At 38.5% G+C, this 20,574-nt stretch carries 21 protein-coding genes; 13 read left to right on the top strand and 8 right to left on the bottom strand.

The features are described 5' to 3' along the window. Window positions 1–99 precede the first annotated feature (99 nt). The gene (locus ACQKN3_RS11380) at window positions 100–1,296 is read left to right on the top strand and encodes an amidohydrolase (protein WP_427711447.1); all 1,197 of its coding nucleotides are present in this window, start codon (window positions 100–102) and stop codon (window positions 1,294–1,296) included. Continuing rightward, window positions 1,293–2,978, top strand: coding sequence for a methyl-accepting chemotaxis protein (locus ACQKN3_RS11375; RefSeq protein ID WP_427711445.1), 1,686 nt, complete (start codon window positions 1,293–1,295; stop codon window positions 2,976–2,978). The genes ACQKN3_RS11380 and ACQKN3_RS11375 overlap by 4 nt, the downstream gene beginning before the upstream one ends. 188 nt (window positions 2,979–3,166) lie before the next feature. Here ACQKN3_RS11375 and gerQ read toward each other — a convergent pair whose 3' ends face one another. Beyond that, window positions 3,167–3,487, bottom strand: a complete 321-nt coding sequence (gene gerQ, locus ACQKN3_RS11370) for a spore coat protein GerQ (protein WP_251689901.1) — start codon at window positions 3,485–3,487, stop codon at window positions 3,167–3,169. Window positions 3,488–3,896: 409 nt separating this feature from the next. Between gerQ and ACQKN3_RS11365 the strand changes: the two genes are divergently transcribed. Continuing rightward, complete coding sequence (locus tag ACQKN3_RS11365) at window positions 3,897–4,085, top strand: hypothetical protein (RefSeq protein ID WP_008404557.1); 189 nt, start codon at window positions 3,897–3,899, stop codon at window positions 4,083–4,085. Window positions 4,086–4,181: 96 nt separating this feature from the next. Here the strand turns inward: ACQKN3_RS11365 and hemQ are convergent, their stop codons facing one another. Then, window positions 4,182–4,919, bottom strand: a complete 738-nt coding sequence (gene hemQ / locus ACQKN3_RS11360) for a hydrogen peroxide-dependent heme synthase (RefSeq protein ID WP_251689900.1) — start codon at window positions 4,917–4,919, stop codon at window positions 4,182–4,184. Window positions 4,920–5,084: 165 nt separating this feature from the next. Between hemQ and ACQKN3_RS11355 the strand changes: the two genes are divergently transcribed. Further along, on the top strand, window positions 5,085–5,912 hold the full coding sequence (locus ACQKN3_RS11355) for a lipoate--protein ligase family protein (RefSeq protein ID WP_427711442.1): 828 nt from the start codon (window positions 5,085–5,087) through the stop codon (window positions 5,910–5,912). 23 nt (window positions 5,913–5,935) lie between these two features. Here the strand turns inward: ACQKN3_RS11355 and ACQKN3_RS11350 are convergent, their stop codons facing one another. Further along, window positions 5,936–6,577 carry an RsfA family transcriptional regulator gene (locus tag ACQKN3_RS11350; protein WP_251689898.1) on the bottom strand — a complete coding sequence of 214 codons (642 nt, stop codon included), beginning with the start codon at window positions 6,575–6,577 and terminating at the stop codon, window positions 5,936–5,938. A 231-nt stretch (window positions 6,578–6,808) separates the two neighbouring features. Between ACQKN3_RS11350 and ACQKN3_RS11345 the strand changes: the two genes are divergently transcribed. Both ACQKN3_RS11345 and ACQKN3_RS11340 read left to right on the top strand, forming a co-directional pair. Beyond that, window positions 6,809–7,033 (top strand): DUF1450 domain-containing protein, encoded by a 225-nt coding sequence (locus ACQKN3_RS11345; RefSeq protein ID WP_008404549.1) that lies wholly within the window; start codon window positions 6,809–6,811, stop codon window positions 7,031–7,033. Window positions 7,034–7,156: 123 nt separating this feature from the next. Continuing rightward, a complete protein-coding gene (locus tag ACQKN3_RS11340; RefSeq protein WP_251689897.1) occupies window positions 7,157–8,464 on the top strand; it encodes an HD domain-containing protein in 1,308 nt (435 codons plus the stop codon). Between the two features lie 146 nt (window positions 8,465–8,610). Here ACQKN3_RS11340 and ACQKN3_RS11335 read toward each other — a convergent pair whose 3' ends face one another. After that, window positions 8,611–8,796 (bottom strand): 2-hydroxymuconate tautomerase, encoded by a 186-nt coding sequence (locus ACQKN3_RS11335; RefSeq protein ID WP_079524602.1) that lies wholly within the window; start codon window positions 8,794–8,796, stop codon window positions 8,611–8,613. Between the two features lie 65 nt (window positions 8,797–8,861). On the opposite strand from ACQKN3_RS11335, the gene ACQKN3_RS11330 reads away from it, so the two are divergent. Then, window positions 8,862–9,374: a YwhD family protein gene (locus tag ACQKN3_RS11330; protein ID WP_427711439.1), complete on the top strand. Its 513-nt coding sequence runs from the start codon at window positions 8,862–8,864 to the stop codon at window positions 9,372–9,374. A 156-nt stretch (window positions 9,375–9,530) separates the two neighbouring features. Next, entirely contained in the window at window positions 9,531–9,677 is a 147-nt protein-coding gene (locus ACQKN3_RS11325; RefSeq protein ID WP_251689895.1) for a hypothetical protein, read from the top strand. Between the two features lie 7 nt (window positions 9,678–9,684). Here the strand turns inward: ACQKN3_RS11325 and ACQKN3_RS11320 are convergent, their stop codons facing one another. Next, a complete protein-coding gene (locus tag ACQKN3_RS11320) occupies window positions 9,685–11,742 on the bottom strand; it encodes a transglycosylase domain-containing protein (protein ID WP_427711437.1) in 2,058 nt (685 codons plus the stop codon). Between the two features lie 328 nt (window positions 11,743–12,070). On the opposite strand from ACQKN3_RS11320, the gene speB reads away from it, so the two are divergent. The 3 genes from speB to ACQKN3_RS11305 all read left to right on the top strand — a co-directional run bounded on the left by speB (window position 12,071) and on the right by ACQKN3_RS11305 (window position 14,504). Next, window positions 12,071–12,943, top strand: a complete 873-nt coding sequence (gene speB, locus ACQKN3_RS11315) for an agmatinase (protein WP_251689893.1) — start codon at window positions 12,071–12,073, stop codon at window positions 12,941–12,943. 142 nt (window positions 12,944–13,085) lie between these two features. Beyond that, a complete protein-coding gene (locus ACQKN3_RS11310) occupies window positions 13,086–13,283 on the top strand; it encodes a hypothetical protein (RefSeq protein ID WP_251689892.1) in 198 nt (65 codons plus the stop codon). Window positions 13,284–13,793: 510 nt separating this feature from the next. Further along, entirely contained in the window at window positions 13,794–14,504 is a 711-nt protein-coding gene (locus ACQKN3_RS11305) for a GDSL-type esterase/lipase family protein (protein ID WP_427711434.1), read from the top strand. Window positions 14,505–14,551: 47 nt separating this feature from the next. On the opposite strand, the gene ACQKN3_RS11300 is transcribed toward ACQKN3_RS11305, so the two are convergent. The 3 genes from ACQKN3_RS11300 to ACQKN3_RS11290 all read right to left on the bottom strand — a co-directional run bounded on the left by ACQKN3_RS11300 (window position 14,552) and on the right by ACQKN3_RS11290 (window position 18,024). Further along, window positions 14,552–15,607, bottom strand: a complete 1,056-nt coding sequence (locus ACQKN3_RS11300; protein WP_427711432.1) for an acyltransferase family protein — start codon at window positions 15,605–15,607, stop codon at window positions 14,552–14,554. A 223-nt stretch (window positions 15,608–15,830) separates the two neighbouring features. Beyond that, window positions 15,831–16,910, bottom strand: coding sequence for a diguanylate cyclase domain-containing protein (locus tag ACQKN3_RS11295; RefSeq protein WP_427711430.1), 1,080 nt, complete (start codon window positions 16,908–16,910; stop codon window positions 15,831–15,833). A gap of 34 nt (window positions 16,911–16,944) precedes the next feature. Next, window positions 16,945–18,024, bottom strand: coding sequence for a GGDEF domain-containing protein (locus ACQKN3_RS11290; protein ID WP_427711428.1), 1,080 nt, complete (start codon window positions 18,022–18,024; stop codon window positions 16,945–16,947). 194 nt (window positions 18,025–18,218) lie between these two features. Between ACQKN3_RS11290 and ACQKN3_RS11285 the strand changes: the two genes are divergently transcribed. Beyond that, window positions 18,219–18,656 (top strand): DUF1934 domain-containing protein, encoded by a 438-nt coding sequence (locus ACQKN3_RS11285; protein WP_251689887.1) that lies wholly within the window; start codon window positions 18,219–18,221, stop codon window positions 18,654–18,656. A gap of 2 nt (window positions 18,657–18,658) precedes the next feature. Further along, on the top strand, window positions 18,659–20,326 hold the full coding sequence (gene argS / locus ACQKN3_RS11280) for an arginine--tRNA ligase (protein WP_427711425.1): 1,668 nt from the start codon (window positions 18,659–18,661) through the stop codon (window positions 20,324–20,326). The last annotated feature ends 248 nt before the right edge of the window (window positions 20,327–20,574 follow it).

Genomic DNA, 20,574 nt, shown 5'->3' with positions numbered 1-20,574 from the left:
TGCTTTTTTTATTATTTTATTAGGAATATCAAATCTTTTATCTAAATTATTTGAATTTATTGTATAGTTATAAAGTAAGAGAGTGAAGGGGTAAGGAAAATGGACCAATTATTATTAAAGTTAGAAGATAATTTTGAAGAGATGGTAATTATTCGACGCTATTTACATGAGCATCCGGAACTATCCCATCACGAAGTACATACACCTGCATACATTGCCAAGTTCCACCGTGAATTAGGCTTGGAAGTTCGAGAATATGTTGGAGGGCGCGGAGTTGTAGCCACATTAAAAGGGGCAAAATCTGGAAAGACGGTAGCATTACGTGCCGATTTTGATGCATTGGCAATTCAGGAACTAAATGATTTTCCTTATAAATCAAAAAATGATGGAGTGATGCATGCATGCGGTCATGATGGTCATACGGCAACATTACTCATTTTGGCGAAAGCATTGACAGAAATGCGGGAACATCTATCCGGCAATATCGTGTTTATCCATCAGCATGCAGAAGAGCTTGCTCCAGGAGGGGCAAAGGCAATGATCGAAGATGGCTGTTTAGACGGTGTGGACGTAATTTTCGGTACACATTTATGGGCACCGACTCCTTTAGGAGAAGTGCTTGTACGAGAAGGAGCCATTATGGCAGCGGCAGATCGATTTGGAATTGTGATTCAAGGAAAGGGCGGACACGGTGCAGAACCACAGCATTCGGTTGACGCAATCGTTGTTGGTGCACACTTTGTCACTCAGTTGCAGACAATTATTTCGCGCCGTATTGCACCGCTTGAATCAGGTGTAGTGACGGTCGGACAATTTGAAGCGGTCAATCCGTTCAATGTCATAGCCGATACAGTGAAAATTCAAGGAACTGTACGTGCGTTTGATGAACAAGTTCGAAAACAGATGAAAGAGGAAATCGAATTATTATTGAAAGCGACATGTTTAGGAATGCATGCTGACTATCGTTTTGAATACTTCGATGGGTATCCGCCTGTAGTCAATCATGTAGCGGAAACACAATTTGTTGCACAAATTGCAAACGAAACACCAGGTGTTGAAAAGGTCACAGTTTGTCCTCCATTTATGATTGGGGAAGATTACGGCTACTATATGCAGCATGTTCCAGGAACTTTTTTCTTTACAGGAGCAAAGGATCCGGAATGGGAAACAGTTTATCCGCATCATCATGCCCGGTTTGATTTTGATGAACGGGCAATGCTTATCGCTGCAAAAGTTTTAGGACAGGCAACATTGGAATTTCTTTTAAATGAACAACGAGAAGAGGAATCAACATGAGTGTAGGGAAAAGGTTAAATGCTGCACTAATTATAATGATCATATTAATTATGATTACAGTCGTACTTAACTATATGAGTTTGAAAAATATACAGGGAAATATGGATGAAGCACTCGACTACAGGGTAGAGCAGATTCGTTCCGTAGACAAAATCCGTTTTAATGTCGCGATGCAAGGAATGTATGTGCGGGCACTTGTTTTTGATGGAAAAGAAGAATCTGCCGAAAGCTTTAAGCAGTACAACGAATTACTGGATCAGGAGATTGAATATTTAAGTACGCTAGTATCAGGTGATACGATGACAGAACAGATGGAACAAATCATTAAGTACCGAGATGACTTTAATTACGGTTACCTTGATATGATGGATGCTTTCGAACGGGGCGATCAAATACTCGCAAACGGTTTTATTAATACAAAACTGCGCGCAGCAAATGACGGAATGTTCGATGCAACAGCTCAAATGGTTGAGCATCAGGAAAAAGAACTTGATGCAATTAAAACGAAAGCCGGTGATGCGATTGGTTTCTCCGTTTTAGTTGCAGGAATTGCTTTAGCAATCAGTGTTCTTATTGGCGTACTTGTTATGATTTATATTCGTAAAACAATTATTTCCCCTTTAAATGGAATTGTGAATGAAGCGAATCTTATTGCAGCAGGGGATTTATCGCAGCAAGATATTATAGTGAAAAAAAAGGACGAAATTGGCCAGCTGGGCAACGCGTTCAATTCGATGAAAAATAATTTATCGAATCTGATTAAAAATATTCAGGTTAATTCAGAGCAAGTAAATGCGGCAGCACAGGAGCTTTCGGCAAGTACCGAAGAAATATCGGCGACGACGGAAGATGTAACGGTGCGTGTAAATGATACAGCTGAAAGAGCTCAAATTTCTGCACATGCATCAAATGAAAGTGCACGTGCTATGGAAGAAACAGCAGCAGGTGTACAACGAATTGCGGAATCAACGCAAAAATTGCTTGGGAATTCGGTTGATGCGACACAGACAGCTAAAGACGGTGGGCAAATTATTTATGATGCCCAACAACAAATGAGCATTATTAGTTCATCCACAAACTCTGTAAATGCTCTAGTGCAAAAACTGGCACAACAAACAGAAGAAATTAATAACATTTCCCAACTAATCACATCGATTACGGATCAGACGAATTTATTGGCATTAAATGCAGCGATTGAAGCCGCACGTGCCGGAGAACATGGAAAAGGGTTCGCTGTTGTAGCCGATGAAGTGCGGAAGCTGGCAGAGCAATCCAAATCATCCGCCAACTCAATTGTTAACTTAACACTTGAAATTAAAGCGGATACAGAAAATGTTGAACGTGCCGTATCGGATTCGTTAGTTTCTGTGGAAGATGGTGTGAAGATTATTGCAAATGCTGGGGAATCATTTACAACGATTGTAGATGCAGTGACACAAATGTCGATGCAAATCCAGGAAATTTCAGCTACTTCCGAAGAGCTTTCTGCAAGTGCAGAGCAGGTGACAGCATCGGTTAATGAAATTGCCCAAAGTTCAACTGAATCAAGCGGCAACTTAGAGATGATCGCGGCAGCAGTAGAGGAACAGACCGCTACAATGCAGCAAGTAAATGCAGTTGCCGTGACATTAAGCGATAATGCACAAACACTCCAACAGGAAATTTTGCAGTTTAAAGTATAATCCATTCCATAAGGGTGAAATGAGTGGAAACCTGCTTGAAAAAGAGTTAAGTACTCGTAGTAAGAAGCTGATATTTCTATTTACAGCAAAAAACGTCATTTTTCTCCTGAGAAAAATGACGTTTTTGAGTTATGTCTGCTGCTTTTCTGCAACAAAAAAAAGGCGCTTAAAAAAGGCGCCTTACTTATTTAAGGTTGTTGTGTGAAATAACTTAATTCTTCATCGAATTCCGCATAGTCAAAGTAAATCATCGGGAACAGGAAGCGGTGGTTATTTTTTAAATCACGTAAAATTACATGGTCACGGCCGGCTGCTTCCACAACCCCACGGACCGCCCGTGTATTACTGCCAGCTACCGCATTATCAAATGAAAAATAAAACGTACCTGGTTTACCTCTGTTTAATCGTAAAATATTCTCGATATAGGATTCCTCACGTGGAAAGCCTACTCCTTGCATACCTGGTATACCCGAAGTCATCGGAACCGTCGCAGGATTCATTTGTTGCATTGGAGACGTCCAATAATAAGTCAATTTTGCATCCTTTCATAAAGAAATTTAATATACTGCAGTCATCGGCGCAAGAAACAGTAAACGAAGAAATGGCTGCTGTTTCTCTGTGTTCACAATAAGCAGGACACTTGCTTCACCTTCTGCCGCACTGTAACCGAAGAAAGAAGGGCGGCATGTAAACCTTTTATTTGAAGTTTAGGCGTTCGATGTGACCTCCTTTTTCGACTTAGTATATGCATAAATAAAAAAGTTGAACACCAAAAACAGTGTTGTTTTTTGAACAGGCGACATACTATAGGTTAATTAGTTCGGATATATGTAATAAATTTCAATGTATTGGGAAAGATAAAGTAAATAAATAAGAGATTGTTGCCGGTGTTGACGAAAAGCGCAGGAGTGGAACATCATGAAAATAGGAGTTTGGTTAGGCATAATAATTAGCGCATTATTGTCTTTTGCGGTTGCAATATTTTATGAACAGCCGATTCATTGGTATTTATTGGTTCTTCTAATCATCATCGGTTTCTTCATTAATACAATCATTATAATTTTAAAGTTGCAGGATGAATCAAACGTAAAAGATGAGCCGAAATAAATCGGCTCATCTTTTACGTTTCAGGAAAAAATAAACCCGTTCCACACTTTTGAAATTGGTTAAGCCAAACATCAAGTGGGGGAACGGGTTAAGACATTAAATTGCTAACAGTTTTTCTAGTTTTTCATTGTCCAGCAAGTTTCCTACTAGGAACTCACCGAATTCGCCGTAACGAGCTGAAACTTCATCAAAGCGCATTTCATAAACGATTTTCTTGAATTGAAGCATATCATCAGAGAATAATGTAACGCCCCACTCATGATCGTCTAAGCCGACAGAACCAGTTATAATTTGTTTGATTTTACCTGCATAGCTGCGGCCGATTAGACCGTGGTCATACATCAATTTTTTACGATCTTCCATTGAAAGCATGTACCAGTTGTCATTGCCTTCACGTTTTTTATCCATTGGATAGAAGCATACGTATTTTGATTTTGGCAGTTCAGGATATAAACGCGCACGAACATGCGGGTTTTGATATGGATCTTCATCTGACTTACCAGCTAAATAGTTCGATAATTCGACTACAGAAACGTAAGAATACGTTGGAATTGTAAAATCGGCAATCGCCAATTTCGCGAATTTTGTTTCGATTTCATTTAGTTCTTCAGGTGTTTCACGTAAAGTCATAATCATGAAATCCGCTTTTTGGCCAATAATTGAGTAAAAAGCATTCGAACCTGTATCTTTATTTAAGTCTTCTAAAAATGCGATAAATTCTTTTGTAGCGGCTTCGCGTTCTTCGGCCGAAACCAATTTCCATGATGCCCAGTCCATTGAGCGGAATTCATGTAATGCGTACCAGCCGTCTAATGTAATTGCTGCTTCATTCATCTGTTCAAACACTCCTTGTAAATGAAAATGATTCACAAGTAGTGTAGCATAGTTTCAGGAAAAAATATCATTTCAAAACCGTAAATTCCGTCAATTCACCAATTTGACATGACTTTAAAATACGGTATGCTAAAGTGAGGAAAAATTAGGCTAGGAGTATAAAATATGAATGATATTTTGCAGCAAACAGTGTGGCGTTTTATCGATCAGTCGATCAGCGCGAATAAACGCTCGCCATTAGAGTCCTTTGCAATGGATGATACACTATGTCATCTAGTCGGTCAGAAAATGACCAATTCGACAATACGAACTTGGGTCCATCATGATGCAGTAGTTCTCGGAATTCAAGATCATCGCTTACCTTATATAGAGCATGGAATGGAAACATTGAAGAACAGTGGTTATGATCCGATTGTCCGCAATTCTGGAGGACTGGCTGTCGTATTGGATGCAGGGGTTTTAAATATATCAATTGTATTAAATGAGGACAAGCCTCTAAGTATTAATAATGCATTTGAAATGATGGTTGCATTGATTCGTCAGTTATTCCCTGAAATTGCAACCAAAATAGAAGCATATGAAATTGTTGGTTCTTATTGTCCAGGTTCATATGATTTAAGTATAGATGGTCAAAAGTTTGCCGGTATTTCACAGCGTCGCATGAAAAACGGGATTGCTGTTCAGATTTATTTATGTGTTGAAGGCAGCGGCAGTGAGCGTGCGGAACTGATTAAACGTTTTTATGAAAGTGGTCTGCAAGGCGAGAAAACGAAATTCGAGTATCCGGATATCAAGCCGGAAGTCATGGCTTCACTTCAACAACTGACAGGGCAAAACCTGACAGTATTTGAAGTGAATGAAAGACTTCGCAATCTATTGAGGCAAAAGAATGGCCAGCTATTTGAACTGCCATTGCAGCAAGAGGAAATGGAATTGTACAACTTCTATTTAGACCGCGTGTTCAAGCGCAATGAATCGATGCTAAGTAAATAATTAAATAAAAAGCAGGCGAGGTGCTAATATAGCGCTTCGCCTGAATCATTTAACGATGTTTGGGAAATCAAGTTGCCGTTACGCTCCATTTTGAATGTTGGAGTGGCCTCAGTATCTGTTTCTAGTGCTACAAGTCGTCTTGCGCGGTTCATAATAGAAACAAACTGCTCGTAATCTTCTTTAATCGCTTTATTCTCTTTTTGCAGTGCTGCAAGCTGTTGCTCGAGCTGGTTTTTCTGTTCCGTTAATAGTGATGTCAATTTGCGCCATTTCAATAAATCCTGCTCATTTGAATTTGAATGCTGCAGTTGTACTAAGTATGCAATGACGATATCGAGTGATAATGCCGATAATGGTATCGATGTTGGCTGATTTTCATTTGACGGCAGTAAGTATACTGGTGTTGTTCTGCGTTTTGTAGCCGTATTCATCATGCGCATACGTTCTTTACGTTCTTTTTTTGCTTGTGCCAAATCTTCTTCATAAATACGTCGGACTACGGCATTCCAGCGAAATCCGCAAGCTGCTGCTGTTCGATTCAGTAAATCCCCAGCTTCTTCAAATGCATTTAATTGTGTACTTCCTTCTTTTACATGGCGTAAAACAGCCTCTGCTAACAGCTCATCATTCTCTTTCACCCATGCATCTTGTCTTGTTTTTGTCATCAAAAACTCCCCCTGATTAATAATAGTTTTGTTGTTGTAAATCTATCATGTCCAAAGGGGAAAACATTTATTCAATATATCGTAAATTGTTGCTAGAATGATGAGAAATATGTTCCTAGCAGAACTTTGACCGGAATTGCTAGGATAATGCTTGAACGAAATAAGCAAAATGAGATACAATAGCAAATAGGTTAAAACAGCGAAAATAGCTCATAGAGAGGTGTTGACACTATGGCAAACTTATTCCACGTTTGCGATGAATGTCAGGCCGTTAATTTAAAGACGTTAATTCCAAAATTAAAGGAAATTGATCCAGAAGCAACGATTGAAATTGGCTGTCATTCATACTGTGGCCCAGGCCGCAAAAAAACATTTACATTTGTAAATAACCGACCAGTCGCCGCATTAACTGAAGAGGAGTTAATGGTAAAGGTACTGGACAAATTGAAAAAGTAACAGCGTAAAAAGGACGCGTTCTGAAATATATTCAGAACACGTCCTTTTTGCGTTTTCGGCGGATTCATTTCTATTTCAATGACAACTCACTTATAATGATGTTAAGAGATAAGGAGGTGGGCTATGTTGATGACATATGCAAAAACAAAACTGCAAGAGGAAAAAGTTTTTAAAGACCCTGTCCATCGCTATATTCACGTTCGGGATCAAGTCATCTGGGATTTGGTCAAAACAAGAGAATTTCAAAGACTGCGCCGTATCAAGCAGCTTGGTACGACGTATTTAGTGTTCCACGGAGCTGAACATAGCCGATTCAATCACTCATTAGGAGTATATGAAATTGTCCGTCGTATTGTGGATGATGTATTTAAAGGAAGAAAAGAATGGGATGAGTCTGAGCGGTTACTCGTATTATGTGCCGCATTACTGCATGATTTAGGGCACGGTCCGTTCTCCCATGCATTTGAGAATGTATTTGAAACAGACCATGAATATTTTACACGTCAAATTCTGCTGGGGGATACAGAGGTAAATGCCGTACTCCGTCGAGTGGCGGATGACTTCCCTGAAAAGGTTGCGCAAGTAATTGAAAAAACGTATCCAAATGAATTGGTTGTCAGCCTGATTTCCAGTCAGATCGATGCTGACCGTATGGATTACCTGCAACGCGATGCGTATTACACAGGCGTCAGCTACGGGCATTTTGATATGGAGCGCATCATGCGTGTTATGCGTCCGCGTGATAATGGAGTTGTTATAAAAGAAAGCGGAATGCATGCGGTCGAGCACTACATCATGAGCCGCTACCAAATGTATTTGCAAATATATTTTCACCCGGTATCAAGAAGTGCGGAAGTCGTGCTGAACCATATTTTGAAACGGGTAAAAGTGCTGTGCAAAAATGATTATCCATTTAAATATGAACCGACGCCTTTCGTATCCTTTTTCAGAGGGAATGTTACATTGGAAGACTATATTGCACTTGATGAAAACATCATGATGGCGTATTTCCAATTTTGGATGGAAGAAGATGATGAGATTTTACGGGATCTATGCCGAAGATTCGTCAACCGGAAACTGTTCCAATATACGAATTTGAATCCTTACAAGCAGCCGGAAGTATATGCACAGCTGCAACGACTATTTTTACAGGCGGGCATTGACCCGGAATATTATTTAGTACATGATTCTACATCAGATTTACCGTATGATTTTTACCGCCCTGGTATTGAAGGGACGAAGAAGCCGATTTATTTACTTATGCAGGACGGGATGCAGCGTGAACTATCGGAAGAAAGCCAAATTGTTGAAGCAATTGCCGGTCGTATCAAGGTGGACCATAAAGTGTATTATCCGGAAGAGCTATTTACAGACGAGCGGATCCCGGCCACGTTGCGTAATGAAATTAAGCAGCTTATTGAGGAAGTTTAATGTAAGCAGGATGGCCGGCACATAGACGGAAAACCCGCTAAGTTACAAATATCAATACCCGCAAAATTAAAAACACCTCATTTTCCCTAGGGAAGATTGAGGTGTTTCATATTTATTAATTAACTGAAATTCACACTACTCAACCATTATTGGTCGCTATAGCGTACGCCACCTTTTGCGAAGTGGTTTTTAGACATTTCTTCAATAATAATTGATACATTTTCTACTGGTGCGTCAACTGTTTTAGAAACAGCTTGTGTAACTTCTTCAACGAGCGCGCGTTTTTGTTCATCTGTGCGGCCCTCAACCATTTTAATTGTAACGATTGGCATATTGTCGCCTCCTAGTTAAAATATAGTGTATAGTATTTATATTAGCGTATTTGGAGGGATTTACAATGGCAAATGAAGAAAAATCGAAACCGAAAATGGGTTTTACAATAATAAAAAATGATCCTACCGATGGGCATAAAGGATTCGGTATTGGTTCACTTTCTTTGGAAAACGTTTCACCGGTCATTGTCGATGTCACGGAAGGAACAGCAATTGTTGATATCGGAGCAATGCATGCGAAAAGTGAAGTAGAGCGCGGCATTAAGTTTACGATGAACCGTGAAGACTCAGCAGGCGGAAAAGATTACTGGCTCGTATGGGTTACAATTGACCATAAAGAGTCAGGTGCTTATTTTGCGGGGGTAACGGCTTGTGAAATGGTCGTAAACCGTGAAAAACGTCGTGGCTACAAAATCTTGGCAGAACATGTAAACAGAATGGATAAATCGATGAAGCGTCACATAATTGTGGACCATATGGATGCGCCATCAAAGAAAATACTGGCTGACTTCCTGAAAAGCCACAATGAAGAAATATGGAACAACAGTGAAGAAAAATTAAAACAGGACTTGGCATAATACTGCAATATTTAACGGAATCTATATTTTATTAGAAATATTACGCAATTCAGTGAACAATATGTGACATTTCAAAAACTACAAAAATCCATGGTTGAAACTGGTTCTAAAAGAAAGTAAACTGAATTTAAAGCTTGCGAAATAGTAGGCTAGGACATGTGGGAAATGAAACAGGTTGAGCAGTATGCGGCATTTGAACCTTCCCAAGCCGAATGCCCCATGGTTCTCAACCTTTCATTCACCACAAATAGAAAAGCTCTTTCGTGTCACGGACTAGAACCGGATACGAAAGAGCTTTTTTAATTAAAATTTATTCCCAAAAGTTGCGCAATGCTTCAAAAGGCAATGATTCAAAGAAATTTCCCCAAGAATCCTGATTGAAGAGATCAAATGATGCACAAGATTCTTTTGGTATATCTTCTGTTTTCATGTAAATAATGCGCTGGCTTGAGCATGACTCATGCGCCAGTTTACCTGTACGAATATCGACAGTCACAGGCTCTACACCGCTTGGCATTGTAAATGTTTCGTTCGCCTTTCCATCAAGTGCTGTTTCCATAAAATCAATCCACACTTGCTTAGATGCGGCCATATCTGCCTGAACAGATAAAGTTTTACCTTGGTCATAGCCATTCCATACACCTGCAGTTAAACTCGGTGTAAAACCGATCATCCATTGGTCACTGTTTGTCGTTCCTGATTTGGCTGCATATGTGTGACTCATACGTGAACGCAATGATAACCCGGTTGCCGGAGAGTAATCACTGAATACAGGATCGAACATACCTGTCATCATTTGCGTTAAAATGAAAGCATCCTGTTCGGAAATGACTTGTTCTTCTTCAGGTTTCTTATATTTGTAAACGACTTTTCCTTTTGCATCGGTAATGGACAATACAGTAGTCGGTTGTCGTTTCTCTCCGCCCGCAGCAATGATGTTATAGGCATTTGTTAAATCATACAACGAGTTTTCTGCTGTTCCAAGTGCAATGGATGGTACATCTTTTTCGGAATAGTTTAGCCCGAAACGTTTCTGAACATCGCGGAAAGACCGGTAGCCGATGTTTTCCAGTGCTTTAACAGCATAAATATTGTCGGAAATCGCCAATGCCTGCGCCAGGGAAAGTTCGTGATCAGCGTATTTTTTATTAACGTTTTGCGGTGTATAAGTTGCTCGTCCACTATCATACGTAAAAGTTGTTTCACTTACATCCAGGAAGGACATCGGATTGAAATCCTTTTCCAGTGCTGCCGCATACAGTATCGGCTTGATGGCAGAACCCGGCTGACGGTTACCTAACGCAACACGGTTAAACGAACTTACACTGTAATCACGACCGCCGACAAGTGCTGTAACAAAACCTGTATCAGCTTCCATGCTTACAAAGCCAACTTGCAATTCGCTGTTTGGCATATTCGTTTTGATCGCATTTTCCGCCGCGCGTTGATGTGCCTGGTTGAGTGTAGTTTGAATCGTCCAGCCACCTTCACTAATACTCAGGTTTTTTTCTTCTAAAATATCGCTTGCTTCTTCCCATACAACATCCAGGAAGTAAGGAGCAATTGATTTTGTCGCAATCCACTCATCGCTTTTTAGGGCAACCTGCTCAGAAGTGGCACGGGTTTTTTCATCGTCTGTAATTTTCCCCTGATCATTCATTAACCGCAAAATCACTTGCTGACGATTTGTCGCCTTTTCCAAGTTATTAAGCGGCGAATAATACGTCGGTCCTTTTGGCACGCCTGCAAGCATTGAAGCTTCGGCCAATGTCAGATCCTTTGCGGATTTGCCGTAGAAGTAACGGCTTGCTGCTTCGGCCCCGTACATTCCGTGTCCGTAATAAACCGTATTTAAATAGCCTTCTAAAATTTCTTCTTTTGAATAAAATAACTCCAATCGATATGCAAAAAGGGCTTCGTTTAATTTCCGGTTCCAAGTTTTTTCATGGGTTAAATATAGATTTCGTGCATATTGCTGTGTCAGCGTACTGGCACCTTGCACTTTACTGCCGGCTTTAATATCCGCCAAAACGGCACCTGCAATCCGGGAAAAGTCAAAACCGCTGTGCTCGAAGAAATCTTTATCTTCTACCGCAACAGTAGCATCAATTAGGTAAGGCGAAATTTCATCAAGGTCTGTCCAGTAACGACGCTCCTTTGTAAAATAGTCACCTATCTGATTATGATTGCTATCTAAAAAAATTGAAGCTTTCGGAACGGTAAGTGGCGGTGCTCCGGCAACTTGTGCATATATACGTAATGAAAGGAACATAACAGCGAAAAAACATAAAAGGGCAATCATAAAGAGTCCGATTTTTTTTGCGAAATTTTTTCGCTTTTTTCGTTTTTTAAATTGCTGTCTTTTCAAGTTTTTCCACCTCATTTCTTATTTAATTGAGAGCAAAATAAATTTAACGAATTACAAAAAGTAATAAAAATTCTATTGCACTTTTAATGAAAACAACTATACTTTTTCGTAGCGTATATTACGTGTTTTGTCGTATATGCAGCTTTTACAAAAGCAATCCATAATGTCGAATTATGTCAGTTGCACTTAATTATACGAAAATAGCGAAACAAAAGTTTCATATGTTAGATTTAGTATGAGCAACTTCTTCTATCGCTATGCATTCTAAATTAAGAAATCGATTTAAAATACACAATTTAAAAATAGAGAAAGGTATGGGTGAATGTAAATGAGATTTGATGAAACTTATGCAGGGAATATGTTTATTAAAAGCCACCAAAACTATGAAGAAAGTAAAGCTGTTTTATACGGCATGCCAATGGACTGGACAGTAAGTTACCGTCCCGGCCAACGTTTTGGTCCGGCCCGAATTCGTGAAGTATCGGTTGGTTTAGAGGAATATAGCTTTTATTTGGACCGTGAGCTGGCAGATGTACCTTTTTTTGATGCGGGAGATATTCCATTGCCTTTCGGTAATCCGGAAAAATCATTAGCAGAAATTAAGACGTTTGTCCGCCAAGTACTGGCAGATGATAAAATTCCAGTAGGGATGGGCGGGGAGCATTTAGTATCACTGCCGGTTATGGAAGCTGTCTATGAAAAGTATGCAGATTTAGCGATCATTCATTTTGATGCACATACAGATTTACGTACAGATTATGAAGGGGAGCAATACTCTCACGCAACACCAATTCGTAAAATCGCGGATACAATCGGACCTGAAAATGTTTATTCATTCGGAATTCGTTCTGGCTTAAAAGAAGAGCTGCAATGGGCAAAAGAAAACGGCATGCACATTTCATTATTTGAAGTATTCGAGCCGTTAAAGCAAGTGCTGCCTACATTAAAAGGACGCAATGTTTATGTAACGATCGACATTGACGTACTGGACCCTGCACATGCACCTGGGACAGGCACTGTTGATGCTGGTGGTATTACACCTAAGGAACTATTAGCATCAATTCATGAAATCGCACGCTCTGAAGTAAATGTTGTTGGCTTTGACCTAGTTGAAGTGGCACCAATTTATGATCACTCAGAAATTACAGTAAATACTGCTGCAAAATTAATTCGCGAAATGATTTTAGGCTGGGTGAAATAGCAGGGGTTTAAGTTCATAATTTACACAAATAAATATCATATCAAAGTCGTTGGCGATTGCTGGCGGCTTTTTATTATTAGGAATATAGTGGTGACAATTATTTCCATGCGCATTATGATTAGTGTGGAAGGGAGGTATAGTTATGAGTTTAATTTTACGTTTAAGTAATGGTGAAAAGATAGAGATGAAAGCCAGTCTTAAGGAATTTGAAGAAATGTATTTACAAGATGACGGTTACTTTCATTATGGTTTTATAAGATTCGTGTTAAATGATGGAAAAGAAGAGCAGTCAGAATTAATATTTACAAACCACATTGTTTCTATAGAAGAAGTAAAGTGATATTCCAATCGGTTGTGGCTTTTTATTATCAAAATCGTATTATGTTCTCATTTTATATATGCTTACAATTGTAGGTAGATGGGAGGTGATATTATGGTTGATAAAGTATGGCTTAAAGCATTGAAAGAAGTTAATACTCAAGCTTAACCGCTAATGTTAATTTAAAGGTACTCGACGGAGTATCTTTTTTTGTAGAAGTTTCATTTAGACAAATACTGTAAGTTTGAAAAAATGTACCATGTTACAGTTCGATATTTACAGGGTAAAGAATAGTATGATGCCGCATGATAAGTGCTTTCGTTGACTCGGGTATTTCAAAGTATCCCGCTAATAAGGGTGCATATATATTTTTAATAAAACTGAAAATAATACATAGGGCGTTGCATTATTTACGGGGGTCAACTGCCAGAGCGAGCTTCAGAAGGAAGGGTAATAAGGCGCTGTAACATTATGTGGAGAACTTTGCATTTTGTTCGGCTACTCAGAGCCAAGTTAGAAATAGGAGTGTTTATGTTGGAAAAGGGTTATTTTATATTAATTATTTCATTGATCTTCAATGTACTGTTATTAGGAACAGGAAGTTATGTGGTGAAAAATATCGGCGGATTAGAATTTATTAAAGCAAAAATGCAGTCAACGCCTTCTCCCAAAACGGATTCCGCCTATTACTTTACGAAAAAAAGTGTCTTTGAACAGTCATCAAGTAGTAATATTGATAAAGTGTTCATAGGTGACAGTATTTCCGATTATGGAGAATTCCAGGAATACTTTCCCGATGAAGTTGTGCTGAATCGAGGAATTCGGAATGATTGGACAGGAGGGGTATTAAACCGTATTCAGGAAGTAGTGGACCGCAACCCAAAAGAGGCTTATTTAATGATCGGTGTCAATGATCTCCGTTACAAAACAGAAGACGAAGTATATAAACGTAATGTCGAGAAAATCGTGAATTCGTTTGAAGGAAAAGATACAAAACTCGCGATACAATCAATCCTGCCTGTGAATAATGGGTTGTTCGGAAATGAAGTGACAAATGATCAAGTGAAGCGGTTTAATATTATTTTGCAACAGATCGCGGAAGATAAAGGAATTGAGTATATCGATCTGCACTCAAGTTTTACTGATAAAAACGGGCAACTGGATAAGCAATATACAGGAGATGGGCTCCATTTAAATGGGAAAGGATATAAAGTTTGGGTCGATAGGCTTCGCTCAAAATAAAATGAAATATATAAAAAGCTGGACCTCGTGAGATGAGGTCCAGCTTTTTACGTCGATATAGGGGTCCTTTTTTTCTGGATTGAAAACCCACCAAGCAGTATTGTCCCGTTCGGTAACCACTTTTTTATTAAAATTGAAACAATGATAGGAATGAATATCCCAATCGTTGTGTAACCAATAAGCCCGTACGTCAAATAATCATTTAAAATAATATCTGCAAATATATGCAAATACATAATGGTAAGCGAGTGATTTTCTATTTTCTGCAGCCAATTGAGCGATAGTTTTGCTGCAAGCAACTGGAAGCAACCTACTAATACGATTGTAAATGATATGGGAATGACCAAATCCAAAATAAAATGCTCATACCGTAAGAACTTCATACTCAGTCGATAATCGATGATATTGAACCGATCAAGCAACAACGTCGTCGCACTCAGGAATACCGCCGCACCCATCCATCGTTTTGATATATCCATCCATAATTCTTTGAAATAATATCCGATTGCAAAATAGACGATTGCCATCATCGCAACATCGATGTTCCAAATCATTGGAATCGATTGCGCTGCTTCAGAGGGCTTGCCGCTGATGACTTTCATAGCGATGATGCTCTCAAAATGTGCGATAACATAAAAGAGTCCTAGAATTATAAACTGTTTCACCCGAGTGAAGTAAGTTGTCAACCACATGAATAATAAATATGTGAAGAATAATGTCGTTACAAACCAGAAAACACCATATGCTCCGCGAATAAAACGCCCCCCTATGGCAAGTGTCCATAAGTCATTAAGATACCATTCTATATCCCAATTGCCTGAAAAGATCTCCATTCCATAACGGACTAGTGTAATACTGACAAGGAAAAATAGGTAAGGGAAGATTAATTGCATGAAACGCTTGTGAATTGTCAGCTTTATTTCCTTTTTATCTAAAATCGGCTTGAAGAATAAACCACTTAATATGAAAAATGCCGGCATATGAAACCAATAAATATATTTTGCGAGTGGAAATTCAAGCTCTCCTGGATAATGCCCGATGACGACAAGAATCATTAAGAATCCCTTCGTAATATCCACCCACGTTATCCGTTTTTTGTTCATCAATAACACCTCTAAAAAAATATGCTGTTATTATATACCCTTTACTAATGTTAAAAGTGGAATGTAACAGTAAAGATATGTAATTGATATATAAACGGGAAATCACGGATATAAAGGATTCTTGTGGTGTTTGAATTCATAAATTTTAAAAAGTGGAAATCTTAGGTATGGGTAAATAAGAAAAAGGTGTGTTAAAAGTTACTTCGACTTTTAACACACCTTTTTAATTTCGCTGTTTAATTTGATTATAATGGCAGATTGGAACATTTGCCTGATGTTTTGCTTTCAATAAGGCTTTATTTGAAAATCGGTAAAGCTCTTTAACAGTTTGTCCGTTTTGCGGAAATGAGCAGATTCCAATCGCAAGAGTCAGTTGACAGGATGGATAATTTTCAAAAGTAAGCTGCTGTACAGTTTTATTAATTGAATAGGCTAAAGTAATCGCTTCTGCAGGTGCCATTTGTGGCAGCACTACATAAAACTCATCACTATCAATTCGTCCGATAAGTGCCTTTTCCGGAAGCTGGTCTTTTATTAGTTGAGAGATTTGTACAAGTATTTCATCGCCGGCTTTATAGTGATACATATAATTCAATTCGCGAAACTGGCGAATATCGATATGAAGCAGTTCAAAAGGTATTTTTGCATTCACATAAGACAATAACTTCTGTTCAATCGCAATATTATTAGGCAGTTGTGTAAGCAAATCCGTTTTCTTTAGCGCATAGATTTGTTTAATTTGTTTATTTTTATCGTCAAGCTGCATTAATATTTTTCGGACTGCATAAAAAGTAAAGGTCGAAACAACAAAGTAAAGTATTAAATAGAACAGATTATTTACTTCGAATCGGTCATAAATAAGTAGGATGATAATGTGTTCGATTGTTATGATGAAAAAATAGATCGGTAAATTTTGAAACGTAATGGGACGTTTTAATGTAAAATAGCATGCAACGACGCTCATTACTAAAGTATTCAGCATGATAATGAAAGACAATATTGATGTGTACAATAAAACATACCGACTAATTACAATCATAAAACCTGTAATGAAAATTGAAACAGGTCCCCCAAGCAAACCACTGAATAGCACAAAAATAATCCGATTGTTTATTAGCATGCCGTGTGCATAGGGAGTAGCCAATGCAGTCAAAATAAAGGCGGCACATCCGAATGTCACACCGACGATGATGGACTTATATTTATGGATGAAAGGGTTATCTTCATATTGAATGAAAGGCCAAAAAATTAAAATCGTAAAGCAAAACAGAATCGAAAAGTTGATTGTCAGCTCAAAAAACATGGCATCACCCACCTTGGTAATATAACACTACCCGTTATTTTAAATTATTTATATGGAAATAAGAAGATAGTTTTGTTTTTGCCTGCTGTTTTGCTGTAAATACATTTTCCAGGAGTTCCAAAGATGTTTGTCCATTATCAGGATAGGAACTGATTCCTACAGTTACGGAAATATGAATAGATAAATCTTTGGATACTTCGAACTGCTGTTGGGCAATCATATTAATTAGATTATTGGCCTCTACAATTGCTACAGCAGGAGGCACATCCTTTAAAACGAGAAGAATTTCCTCACCGCCCAACCGGCCAACATAAGCCCCATTCTTATTTGCATATTCCATCAAGTGTTGGGCAAGTTGTTTAATAACAAGATCACCTGCAGAAAAACCATACTGCAAATTGAGCATTTTAAAATTCCGAATATCCATGAGCATTAAATTGAAATTGGATTTCTTTTTAATCATGTTTTTAATATGCTTTTCATTCTCTTTATTGTTCGGCAACTGTGTTAAAAAGTCGATCTTATTCAAATGAGTCGTCTGTTTTACCGTATCATTGGCAAGTTTGATTTGGCGAATAACAATGTAAATGAAATAAAATGAAAAAATCGTAAATATGCCATAAAGCAATAAATACTCAAAGCTTTTATTATGGAAACAAAACCCGAGAAATAATGCAATTAATGTTTCAATAAAACAAGCCCAAAAAAATAAAAATATATTTTTATTGGTCATTTTATATTTCCTTGTGATAAAGAACAATGTCAGAACAAGAACAAGAAAATTAATATTCAGGATCATCGGTACCAATTCCAGATATGGCAGGAAAAACAGTCCGATTCCTATGATCAGACCACTGATCAGAATAGCAAATGGCCCGCCTAATAGACCACTGTACAACACCGGAATGTATTGAATGTACATCATGAAATCATTCGTAAGGTGAACTGCCGAGAATGTCAAAACAAGGCCTGTTATACCAAATTTCACTCCGATTACATAAGGACGTGTGCGATGAATGAACGGTGTTTGTTTAAAGTGGTTAATAAATGGCCAATAAATTAAAAGTGTAAACGTAAATAATATACAGAAGTAAGATAATATTTCAATTAACATAATAAGCTCCTTTATACTTTAATCATTACAGTTCTGAACGAAAATTACTATAAAAATAGTGGAATTAAATAAAAATTGTTCAAATCAAGTTGATTGTAGGAGTAAGCGCAAAGTTAAGTTCGTTGTTGCTTAAAGATAGTTACTTATCCTATAATAAAAAGGTTATAGAAATATATGTATAGGAGCTGACTGCTATGGCGAACGAGAGCGGGAAAACAGTCAAAATCAAACTAGTTTCCTCAATCATTCCAACCGAGGGCGAGCTTGAACAATATGAAATGTGGCTTGAAGGCAGTTGTGTAGAAAAAGGGAACAGTCATTATTTGCGCTATGAGGAAGTTCAGGAGGATCTGCAAATTCAAACGACGATCAAACTCAATGAAGCGAATTCGTTTATTATGCGAAAAGGCGGTGTGAACATGCGGTTGCCTTTAAATCCGGACTTACGCGAGAATGGTCATTATGATAGCCCATTCGGTTCATTACCTCTTGTTACCGATACACATCAGTTAGCCATTGAAGTAGTACAAAGCGAAAAAGTGTCAGGGCAATTTAAAACGCAATATGACCTTATCATAGGTGGCAATTCAGTTGGCCATTACAAATTAGACATTGAATTTACGGAGGTATAACTATGAATGCAGTAGAACAATTACAGCAATCGATTAAAGCAGCATTAAAAGCAGCAATCGATCAAGCAGGCCTAGTAGAAGCAGGCACGGAAATCAACATCCATTTAGAAACACCAAAGGATAAAGCAAACGGTGACTTTGCAACAAATATCGCAATGCAATTAACTAAACTGGCGAAAAAGCCGCCACGTGCAATTGCAGAAGCGATTTTAGAACATTTAACGACTGAAGGCACAGACATCGAAAAGATTGAAATTGCAGGACCAGGTTTCATGAATATTACAGTTCGTAAAGACTTCTTGGCGAGTGTTGTTACAGCAGCATTTGAACAAGGCGAAAACTATGGTCGTTCAACTGCAGGCGCAGGAGAAAAAGTACAGGTCGAGTTCGTTTCAGCTAACCCGACTGGTGACTTGCATTTAGGCCATGCGCGCGGTGCATCTGTAGGGGATTCATTATGTAATGTATTGGATTTTGCTGGTTTTGACGTATCACGTGAATATTATATTAATGATGCCGGTAACCAAATTAATAACTTAGCGTATTCTTTGGAAGCTCGTTATAAGCAAGCATTAGGAATGGAAGCTGAAATGCCGGAAGACGGATACCACGGTCCTGATATTATCGGAATTGCCGGTAAGCTGGCTGAAGAATTCGGTGCAACAATTTTGGACAAATCTGATGAAGAACGCTTTAAATTTTTCCGTGAGCACGGCTTGAAACTGGAATTGGCGAAACTGCAAAATGACCTTAAAAACTTCCGTGTTGAATTCGATGTTTGGTATTCAGAAACTTCTTTATATGAAAACGGTAAAATCGATGTAGCATTAGACAAACTAAAAGCAAATGGCCATGTTTTTGATGAAGAAGGCGCGACTTGGTTCCGTTCAACAACATTCGGTGATGACAAAGACCGCGTATTAATTAAAAACGATGGTTCATACACATATTTAACACCGGATATTGCTTACCATGAAGATAAATTACGTCGCGGCTTTGATAAGCTGATCAATATTTGGGGTGCTGACCACCACGGTTATATTCCACGTATGAAAGCGGCAATCGAAGCACTTGGCTATGACCGCGGTACATTGGAAGTAGATATTATCCAAATGGTTCAGCTGTACAAAAACGGCGAGAAATTCAAAATGAGTAAACGTACAGGTAATGCTGTAACGATGCGTGAATTAGTAGAAGAAGTAGGCTTGGATGCTGTTCGTTATTTCTTCGTTAAAACAGCAGGGGATTCACATATGGACTTCGATTTAGACTTAGCGGTATCACAATCGAACGAAAACCCGGTATATTACGCACAGTATGCACATGCTCGTATTTCATCAATTTTGCGTGCAGCAAACGAGCAAGGTTTCGAAGCATCATTGGAAAACCTGAACTTGCTAACAGCAGAAAAAGAAGAAGATGTGCTTAAAAAAGTCGGCGCATTCCCGCAAATCGTGGCAGATGCAGCGAAACACCGCACACCACACCGTATCGCAAACTATATTCAAGACTTGGCTGCTGCATTCCATAGCTTCTACAATGCAGAAAAAGTATTGAACCAAGATAATAAAGAGCTGACAGAAGCTCGTTTAGCATTGATCACAGCAGTAAAAACTACATTAGCGAATGCACTGAAACTAATCGGCGTAAGCGCACCGGAAAAAATGTAATTTAACTTTTTAAAGCACTCTATTTCTATTTAAGGGAATAGAGTGCTTTTTATTTGAAATTGCCGTTGTTCTATTTGAAAAGCGATTCGTTCTACTTTAGATGCAACAGTTCGCCTTTCGCGTCGTAACTTTTCACATTATGGCGAATAGGTTCTCCTTTTTTCCGCAAACGTTCCACTTTCACCGGCAAAACTTTCAATTGTCGTGAAAATAGACCGCATGGAATCCCTATAAGGGGACTGGGGATA

It is taken from the genome of Solibacillus sp. NPDC093137 (assembly GCF_050280445.1).
GTDB classification, from domain to species: Bacteria; Bacillota; Bacilli; order Bacillales_A; family Planococcaceae; genus Solibacillus; species Solibacillus isronensis_B.
This window is presented reverse-complemented; position numbering and strand designations above follow the sequence as displayed.